This is a genomic window from Ferrimonas sediminum, assembly GCF_900100175.1.
Taxonomy (GTDB): Bacteria; Pseudomonadota; Gammaproteobacteria; order Enterobacterales; family Shewanellaceae; genus Ferrimonas; species Ferrimonas sediminum.
The window spans coordinates 94,168-102,785 of the sequence record NZ_FNEM01000017.1; the positions used below are offsets into that span (position 1 = coordinate 94,168).

General features: G+C 54.6%; 9 protein-coding genes and 1 other RNA gene. 6 read left to right on the top strand and 4 right to left on the bottom strand.

Annotated elements, in window-relative coordinates:
- Positions 1 to 28 precede the first annotated feature (28 nt).
- Both mak and BLT77_RS16355 read left to right on the top strand, forming a co-directional pair.
- On the top strand, positions 29 to 925 hold the full coding sequence (mak, locus tag BLT77_RS16350) for a fructokinase (RefSeq protein WP_090367391.1): 897 nt from the start codon (positions 29 to 31) through the stop codon (positions 923 to 925).
- Positions 926 to 1,666 (top strand): ElyC/SanA/YdcF family protein, encoded by a 741-nt coding sequence (locus tag BLT77_RS16355; RefSeq protein ID WP_090367393.1) that lies wholly within the window; start codon positions 926 to 928, stop codon positions 1,664 to 1,666.
- Here the strand turns inward: BLT77_RS16355 and BLT77_RS16360 are convergent.
- The 3 genes from BLT77_RS16360 to BLT77_RS16370 form a co-directional block, all read right to left on the bottom strand.
- The gene (locus BLT77_RS16360) at positions 1,647 to 2,267 is read right to left on the bottom strand and encodes a hypothetical protein (protein WP_090367395.1); all 621 of its coding nucleotides are present in this window, start codon (positions 2,265 to 2,267) and stop codon (positions 1,647 to 1,649) included. The genes BLT77_RS16355 and BLT77_RS16360 overlap by 20 nt on opposite strands.
- A 101-nt stretch (positions 2,268 to 2,368) precedes the next feature.
- Entirely contained in the window at positions 2,369 to 3,274 is a 906-nt protein-coding gene (galU, locus tag BLT77_RS16365; RefSeq protein WP_090367397.1) for a UTP--glucose-1-phosphate uridylyltransferase GalU, read from the bottom strand.
- Between the two features lie 164 nt (positions 3,275 to 3,438).
- Positions 3,439 to 3,732, bottom strand: coding sequence for a ComEA family DNA-binding protein (locus BLT77_RS16370; RefSeq protein WP_090367399.1), 294 nt, complete (start codon positions 3,730 to 3,732; stop codon positions 3,439 to 3,441).
- Positions 3,733 to 4,241: 509 nt separating this feature from the next.
- Between BLT77_RS16370 and BLT77_RS16375 the strand changes: the two genes are divergently transcribed.
- From BLT77_RS16375 to BLT77_RS16385, 3 genes are all read left to right on the top strand, one after another.
- On the top strand, positions 4,242 to 5,576 hold the full coding sequence (locus tag BLT77_RS16375; RefSeq protein ID WP_245709976.1) for a DASS family sodium-coupled anion symporter: 1,335 nt from the start codon (positions 4,242 to 4,244) through the stop codon (positions 5,574 to 5,576).
- A gap of 207 nt (positions 5,577 to 5,783) precedes the next feature.
- Positions 5,784 to 5,880, top strand: an RNA gene (gene ffs, locus BLT77_RS16380) — signal recognition particle sRNA small type.
- Between the two features lie 666 nt (positions 5,881 to 6,546).
- The gene (locus BLT77_RS16385) at positions 6,547 to 7,194 is read left to right on the top strand and encodes a class I SAM-dependent methyltransferase (protein ID WP_090367403.1); all 648 of its coding nucleotides are present in this window, start codon (positions 6,547 to 6,549) and stop codon (positions 7,192 to 7,194) included.
- A gap of 303 nt (positions 7,195 to 7,497) precedes the next feature.
- Here the strand turns inward: BLT77_RS16385 and BLT77_RS16390 are convergent, their stop codons facing one another.
- Positions 7,498 to 8,079 carry a hypothetical protein gene (locus BLT77_RS16390; protein WP_090367405.1) on the bottom strand — a complete coding sequence of 194 codons (582 nt, stop codon included), beginning with the start codon at positions 8,077 to 8,079 and terminating at the stop codon, positions 7,498 to 7,500.
- Positions 8,080 to 8,250: 171 nt separating this feature from the next.
- Here BLT77_RS16390 and BLT77_RS16395 point away from each other — a divergent pair.
- Positions 8,251 to 8,618, top strand: a 368-nt coding sequence (locus BLT77_RS16395; protein ID WP_143026662.1) for a transposase, incomplete at its 3' end; no start/stop codon positions are given.

Genomic DNA, 8,618 nt, shown 5'->3' on the forward strand with positions numbered 1-8,618 from the left:
ACTCATAGTGAATTAGCAGGAATCGAGCATGAGAATTGGCATCGATCTTGGTGGTACCAAGATTGAAGGGATAGCGCTGGACGAGCAGGGTAACCAGTTGTGGCGTGAGCGGGTGGCGACCCCTCGCGGTGACTATTCCGCGACCCTGGAGGCCATCGCTACTCTGGTTCAGCGTGCAGAAGCCACGCTGACCCTCACCGGTACCGTCGGGGTGGGCATTCCCGGCGTCCTGTCGCCGCAAACGGGCCGGGTCAAGAATGCCAACTCCCTGTGCCTTAATGGCCAGCAACTGGATCAGGATCTGGCTAAAATACTGTCTCGACCGGTTCGTATCGCTAACGACGCCAACTGTTTTGCGGTGTCTGAAGCCATTGATGGCGCCGGTGCCGGCAAGGGACTGGTGTTTGGAGTGATTCTGGGCACCGGCTGTGGTGGTGGCCTGGCCATCGATGGCAAGGCGCTCACCGGAGGCAATGGCCTCAGCGGCGAGTGGGGTCACAACCCTTTGCCGTGGATGACGGCCGACGAGTTTCCCGGGCCAGAGTGTTTTTGTGGCCGTTCCGGTTGCATCGAAACCTTCGTCTCCGGTACCGGCTTCAGCCGCCAGTACCAGGCGTTGACCTCACAGCAGCTCAGTGGCAATGAGATCATCAGCCGGGTTAGGCAGCAGGAGCCGGCTGCCTGTGAGGTGTTTGAACACTACCTGAGCCAGCTGTCGCGCGCCCTGGCGCATGTGGTAAATACCCTGGATCCCGACGTTATCGTTCTCGGCGGCGGCCTTTCCAACATCGACGAACTCTATCCCCGCCTTAACGCCCTTCTGCCTCAGCAGGTACTGGGAGGCGAGTGCGCCACTCCCATTCGAAAAAATCAGCATGGCTGCAGCTCCGGCGTTCGGGGTGCGGCCTGGTTGTGGGGGCGCTAGGTGATCGGATTCTGGATTAAGAAGGGGATCTCGGCGTTGCTGTTGCCGATTCCGGTGTGCGTCTTTTTGGTGTTAATTGGACTGTGGCAGTTAAAACGCCGTCCCCGGCTGGGTAAAGGTTTGATACTGGCCGGACCGCTGTTGCTGCTGGCGCTCAGCTCAACGGTTGGCAGCCGGGCTCTGACGGCGCCGCTGGAGCAGCAGTACCCGCGCTGGCATGGTCAGCCGGTGGCCGCGGTGTTGGTGCTTGGTTTTGGCCACGATGGTCAAGTTAGCGATCTGGCGACGCAGCAGTTGATGGCGACGGCGTTGGCGCGATTGACCGAGGGAGTGCGCATTGCCGAGGCCAGCCCCGGCAGCCTGCTGGTACTCAGCGGTGCCAAAGGGATGCAGTTGCGCCCCCATGCCCAGGTGATGGCCGATGCGGCGGAGATGCTGGGGGTTGATCGCCGCCGAATCCGCACTCTGGATCAGGCCAAGGATACTCAGGAGGAGGTCGAGGGAGTGAGCCGGTTGGTGAATGGCGGCACCGTTGCCGTGGTTAGCTCGGCGGCGCACCTGCCCAGAGCGATGATGCTGTTTGACCAGTCCGGGCTGGACGTGCTCGCGGCGCCGACCGATTATCGAGGCCGGACCGGGCGCTGGTGGCATTTCAGTGCCGACAACTTGCAGACGTCAGAGCGGGCTCTGCATGAGTATCTGGGCCAGTTGTGGCTGCGGCTTAAGTCGATGCTGGCTTAGCGGGCGGCTGAGGCTCCAGAGCCTGCCGTCGTGCCTGGCGCAGTTTGTTGGCAATGTCGATTAAGGGATCATCGAACTGGCTCTGGTGCAGCAGAATGTGAAATCCGCTGCTCTGGGCCAGTTGCTCCGACAGGTAGCACTGTTGTTGCAACAGCGTCGGTTGCTCCAGCAGGCCATCGGTAATGGAGGCGATGCCGTACAGCTTGAGGCTCTGCTGAGTCAATTGGCACCAGCGCCGCAGTTGACGGTTGCTGAGCTGCTGCCAGACATGGGCATCGGGTCGTAGCCGGATTCCCAGTGCCTGATGCTCGGGGATGGTATCCAGCCGCTGTAACTGCTGCCAGTGGATGGGAATTACCGTCTGCTCAATCAGCAGCAGCAGGCCGCGATCATCGGCCACCAGGCTGTGGCGGGCCTGGCGCATGTTGGCGATGGCGACCGACAGGGCGATGGCGGATCCCAGCACCCAGACAATGGCTAGAGGGTATTGACGGCCGAACTGAATCAGCAGGCCAAGAGCGGTCAGCAGGTTGACTATGCCAAACAGAAACAACGGCTGAGCTTTGTGACTGTGGCGAGGCGCAAAGGTCAGAACTTCCATAGGATCACCCAGCGAAGGTGTACTGCATTATCTGTATAAGGATAGACTCTGACACAGACAAAAACAGCGGCACCAGGCCGCTGTTTTAGGGGGTGGATCCCTTATAGACGGTCAACCAATTGTTTCAGGTAGGTTTTAAAATCATCTTTTAATGATGGGTGGCGCAAGCCGTATTCCACATTGGCCATCATGTAGCCCAGTTTGCTGCCGCAATCGTGGCTGCAGCCCTTCATGGCATAGGCATTGACCTGCTCCTGGGCCAGCAGCATGTCGATGGCGTCGGTTAGCTGAATCTCGTCTCCGGCACCTGGAGGCGTTTTGCTCAGCAGTGGCCAGATCTGCTCAGACAGCACGTAGCGACCCACGACCGCCAGATTTGATGGTGCGTCTTCAATGGCCGGTTTCTCCACCAGCGCATTGATGGCGGTGGACTCTCCTTCGGCCAGAGAGACGCCATTGATATCTGCAACGCCGTAGCTGGACACCTCTTGCTCGGGCACCGCTTCCACCATGATCTGGCTGATGCCGTCCTGTTCGTAACGGTTGACCATATCGGCCAGGTTGTCCCTCTTCGGATCACTGGCGACGTCATCGATCAGTACATCGGGTAGAATAATGGCGAACGGCGCGTCGCCCACCAGAGGCTTGGCGCACATAATGGCGTGACCCAGCCCTTTGGCCTCTCCCTGACGCACATGCATGATGGTGACGCCTTTGGGGCAGATGGCCTGCACTTCGTCCAGAAGTTGACGTTTTACCCGCTTTTCCAGTGTGGCCTCCAGCTCGAAGCTGGTATCGAAGTGGTTCTCAATGGAGTTCTTACTGGCGTGCGTGACCAATACAATCTCTTTGATGCCGGCTTCGATAGCTTCTTTGACCACATACTGGATCAGAGGCTTGTCCACGACAGGCAGCATCTCTTTGGGAATGGCCTTGGTGGCAGGAAGCATGCGAGTGCCAAGTCCGGCAACAGGAATGACCGCTTTCTTGACTGAGCGAGTCTGCATGGGCTGTGTCCTTTGGATGGAGTATGAATACCGTCGGCGATCTTATTCGTTTTGGGCGGGGATTTCATCCCTTGCGTCGAGTCGCCAGGCCACAACAAGCGATGGTCTGTACGACCATCGCTTAAACAGATTCAAACCGAGACCGGCATAGGCAGCGTCGATGTTCAGAATTGAATGCGGTCATTATTGGCGGTGATGATCTGCTCACCAATGCCTTTGACCTCTGCCAGTTGGGCCAGTTCGGTGAACGGGCCGTGTTGTTCGCGATAGGCGACGATGGCCTCGGCTTTTCTGGTGCCCACCCCCTTGAGGCTACTGGCCAGTTGCTCGGCATTGGCGGTATTGATGTTGATGGTTTCGGTAACCGTGTCCATCGGGGCTGGAGCCGGTTCGTCCGCGGCGAACACCAGGGCGGGGGCAGCCATTAACGCTGCTATAAGCAGAAAGAGTTTCAGCATAGTCCTTTATTCCTCTATTCGGTTTAGGGTGGTCGTGGATACCTCCGAGTACCCACTTAGGAGAAGCTAGCTGAGTTTTATCTGCATCAAGGTGACTTTTTGTGATTGTTGCAGGTCATCTTTTGTGAGTCACAGTGTGATTTTTTGTGATCTTGATCGCCTGCGGGGTTTGGTGCCTCGTGATCCTGATCGCGAACCTGATTTTTGGGGTAAGCAACAAAAATCGGAAATCTCGGGACTTTTGAAAGAAAATCACAAGTGGCCAAGGTTCGACTTTGGTCTAATCGCACAGTGATAACGCCGTTGGCGCTCACTATGGCCACTTTCAATTCCGTTGTTACGGTGCGGTGGGGCAGCGGGTTCTGGAACTCAGTTTCAGGATCCGCACTCTTGTTTGATCACATTCTGCTCCCCTAATCTAATAAAAAACACACTAGGTTTAAGGGAATTTTATGTCCGACATCACACAGTCACAGGGCGTGACTGAGCCTGGCTTCTTCAGCAGCTTAATGGATCGCAAGATGGCCATTTTGCTGGCTGACGTGGCTCTGTTTGCCGCGTTGATCGCCTGGCTCCCGTTTGACGCCCAAATCAACAAAGGGTTGGCCATGCTGGTTTGTGTGGCCATTTTGTGGCTCACCGAAGCGATACACATCAGCATTACTGCTCTGCTGGTGCCGGTGTTGGCGGTGGCCCTCGGGGTGTTCTCCATGCCGGCGGCGATGGCGAATTTCTCTAACCCGATCATCTTTTTGTTCTTTGGTGGCTTTGTCATGGCGGCGGCCCTGCATGCCCAGGGCATCGATAAGCTGATTGCCGGCAAGGTGATCAACATGGCCGGCGGCCGACTGGGAGTGGCAACCCTGATGCTGCTTAGCGTTACCGCGCTGCTGTCGATGTGGATCAGTAACACCGCTACGGCGGCGATGATGCTGCCTCTGGCGCTGGGTATGCTGTCTCAATTGGATAAAGAGGATAACCACCGCACCTATGTGTTCGTGCTGCTGGGCGTGGCCTACAGTGCCAACATCGGTGGCATTGGCACCATCGTCGGCAGCCCGCCGAATGCCATTGCGGCGGCAGAAGTGGGGCTGAGTTTCTTTGAGTGGATGGAGTATGGCATTGCGGTGGTACTGCTGTTGTGGCCGCTGGCCATTGGTGCCCTGTATTTCTTCCTGAAGCCAAATCTGAAACAGAGCTTCAGCTATCGTGCGGCAGCGGGACAGTTGACCCCGAATGCCAAGTGCACCCTGCTGGTGTTTATGCTGACCGTGAGCGCCTGGATCTTCTCCAAGCCTCTGAGTGCGGCTTTGGGGGGCATTGCCAAGTTTGATACTTTCGTGGCGCTGAGTGCCGTTGGTGCCCTGGGGATCCTCAGGCTGGTGAACTGGAAGCAGATTGAAAAAACCACCGATTGGGGCGTCTTGCTGCTGTTCGGCGGTGGCTTGACCCTGAGCGGTGTGTTGAAGGCCACCGGTACCAGTGTCTTCATGGCGCATCAGATTACCGATCTGTTTGGCTCCTCGCACATGGCGCTGTTTGTACTCGCTACCACGGTGTTTGTGGTATTGCTGACGGAGTTTGCCAGTAATACCGCCAGCGCGGCGCTGTTGGTGCCGGTGTTTGCCTCTATCGCTGAAGCCCTGGGAATCTCCTCGGTGATGCTGTCGATGGTGATCGCCTTCTCCGCTTCATGCGCCTTTATGTTGCCGGTGGCGACGCCGCCCAACGCCATTGTGTTTGGTGCCGGCTACATCAAGCAGAGTGAGATGATGCGGGCTGGCATCATGATTAATATCATTGCCATCGGCGTTATCTACCTACTGTCTTTGATACTCTGGTAAGCGAAACGGGGTGATGCAGGCCGGCTCCGAGTCCGGCATCATCCCTTTAGTCCTATCTGGCTGTTGTGAAAGCGGCTTTGGTATGGCGATAGAGTAAGGGGCTTGCTTAAAGCTTGTGCAAACGCACGGCAATGCGCATCCGCCCCTTGCAACCAACGGGTGCATTAGCGATAATGCGCCTGCCTTCGGGGCACATGTCTATGATGCCCCCGGTCCTCTCGCAATAATAGTACGTGAACTCGGCCAGGCCCGGAAGGGAGCAACCGCAGCGTATGACTTATGTGCCGGGATGTGGCTGGGGGTGTCACCAATTAGCAAGCTAAGTGTGTCGCTTTATCCATAAGTCTGCATAGCGGAAGCAATAAGCTGCATAACTGGCAGTTAAAGCCTGCATAGGCTACGTTTTGATGTGGAAATCCTACATTGAAGGCGTCAGCGGATGTATCGGCGCAAACTCGGCTACTCTCGGGTTAAAAATCTCTTTCGTTTCGCCAGCCCTAAAATGGGCCGCGTGTTGACGCTTGAATCCTCGCTCGAGTTCGACGCTTGCTTTCACTTCGAATACTCTCCTGCAATCCAGCATTTCGAAGGTCAACGATTCTGCCGCACAGGCGGTGGTATACCGAAGGCCCCCCGGCAAACGCCGGGGCTTTTCATGTCAGGAGCTAGGCATCATTCAAGGCAGCGACATCAACAATGCCCGAATCCGGTTACCGACAGGCATCGCCGTGAAAGGCCGGTTTTCCCATCGGTACCAGTTCATATTTCATTGCTACCATGCGTGAAAAGGCATTAACCATAATCACTTCTTGCACGCAATCAGTGCACCGAATGTTAGTCGAGCCAACATGCGGTTGTAACCTTCAAAATGTCAGCTATAAAGTCGTCACAGGAAGTCGAAGCGATTCGTTATCTTTTCCCAATACAATAACAGTGGGCTTCTTCTATAGTTAGGTGAAGGGAGGTGAATATGGCGGTCTCGAAGGAAATTGTAGAATCTGCGTATCAAAAGTACGCTAAAAAATACGATTTGGCAGTAAGGCTCTATCGGTTGATCGGTCTTGATATTGAACGTTATCGAGAAAAAGCCGTTGATTTACTAGAACTAAAAAAGGGAGATTGTGTTCTTGACCTAGGTTGTGGCACGGGTTTGAATTTTGATCTTCTTATGAGAAAAATTGGGCGCGAAGGACACCTGGTCGGGGTTGATTTTAGCTCGGAAATGTTGTCTTGTGCCCAGGAGAGAGTTAACCAATCAGGCTGGGGGAATGTCCAGTTAGTTCATTCTGATATATCGAAATTTGACTTTCCAGCAGGCATGGATGGAATTATTGCGACAGGAGTTTTTGGGTATCTGGAGGACCGAAAGTTCATTATCGAGAAGATGGCGAGCTCGATCGCGCCAGGTGGTAGGATTTCTGTAGTTGATGGGAAGTATCCAAGTCACTGGCCGACTTGGCTATTTAGGCTATTTGTTTGGCTGTCTAGCCCATTCGGGTTGACGGAGAACTATTTCAGAAACGATACATGCCAGCAAGTTAGATGTAAGTTTCAAGATACCAGCATCGAAGAAGTATACGGCGGATTAATGTACATATTGTCTGGCTCAAAATCTTAGCGAAGTAATACTGTCGACTCAACAACCGTCATGAGGTGAATAGCCCCCATTTCCATAAATGCCAATATGTTTGATGAACCGAGGTGAGGGGCGGAAATGGTTTGTTAGAGTGGAAATGTCAAATGGCCTGCTTGTCGACCGACCTGACAAAAAGGTGCACCAATTATGTTTTGCTATAGCAGGCTCCTAATAGGATATTGGTAGTTTAGTTTTCTCAAAAAGTTTACTTTACTGGTTAGGTTTACGAACGTTCAGATCGTCAAGACTCAAAAGCGCAGCTTAAAGGCTGCGCTTATAAGTAGCTTAACCGCGACCTCCGCCGCCGTGACCATGGCCACCGCCACTGTAACCGCCTTGCCCCATCTGGCAGTTATTGTTGTAGCCGCCGTTAGGACCACTATTGATGGTGATGGCACCACCGTCATCATAGATGTTGAAGTCGCTGTCGGCACCTTCATTGCTGCTGGGTTGATCCAGGTGGCCAAGGCAGGTGTAGCCTAGCTGATACTCGCCTTCTGCCAGGTAGCCGACCTGGAAGTGCCAGTTACCATCGTGCATTTGATAGATTGGCGCTGTGGTGGTTGGTAACACTTTGCCTGTCTCGGCTGTTAATGCAATGTCATCCATGGTTTCAATGGCTGTACTTTGGGGGTAAAGGTAAGCCACGTGAATAAAGGAACCATCTTGATTCGCAAGTCCAGGATGGTCTGCCTCGCAGTCATTGATTAGGGCTTCGTCCACCACGCCGTTGAGGTGGCCCATGTAGCGGTTATCAACCCACCGCATTCCATGAATATCCAGGGTGTAACTACCCTCATCATCAAGTAGCAGTGCGTGGCGCAGGTCTACCTCTAGGGTAAACGATAAGGCCTCGTTCTCAATCACGGTGATCGATCCTAGCGGCAGATGGGGCTGGACGATATCCAGGGGGTGTTTGCCGGCGCCGTCTTCGACGTAAGAACCGGCGTCGCCACTGGGCGTTGTTGAACAAATCCTGGGGAACCATCTGACAGTTCGTTGATCTGATCCCGAGACCATCAATCCGGGAGTAATGTCATGAGCAAGTCGAACCGCAAGATCATCAACTGGAAGCAGTACAACGATGCCTTGGTCAACCGAGGTTCACTGACCTTCTGGCTTGATGAAGATGCAGTCGGTAAGTGGCGCTGTCAGGAATACCACGGTGGCCGAGGCCGGGGCTTCGAATACAGCGACTCAGCCATCGAAACCGCCTTGATGCTTAAAGGGATTTTTGGCCTGTCCCTGAGAGCAACCGAGGGCTTCATTAACTCATTGTTTGAGCTGATGGGTGTGCCGCTAAAGTCCCCGGATTACAGCAGCATCAGCAAGCGTGCTAAGACGGTCGAAGTTAAGTACCGAAACCCCTGTCGTGGCTCGGTTGCCCATTTGGTTATCGATGCCAC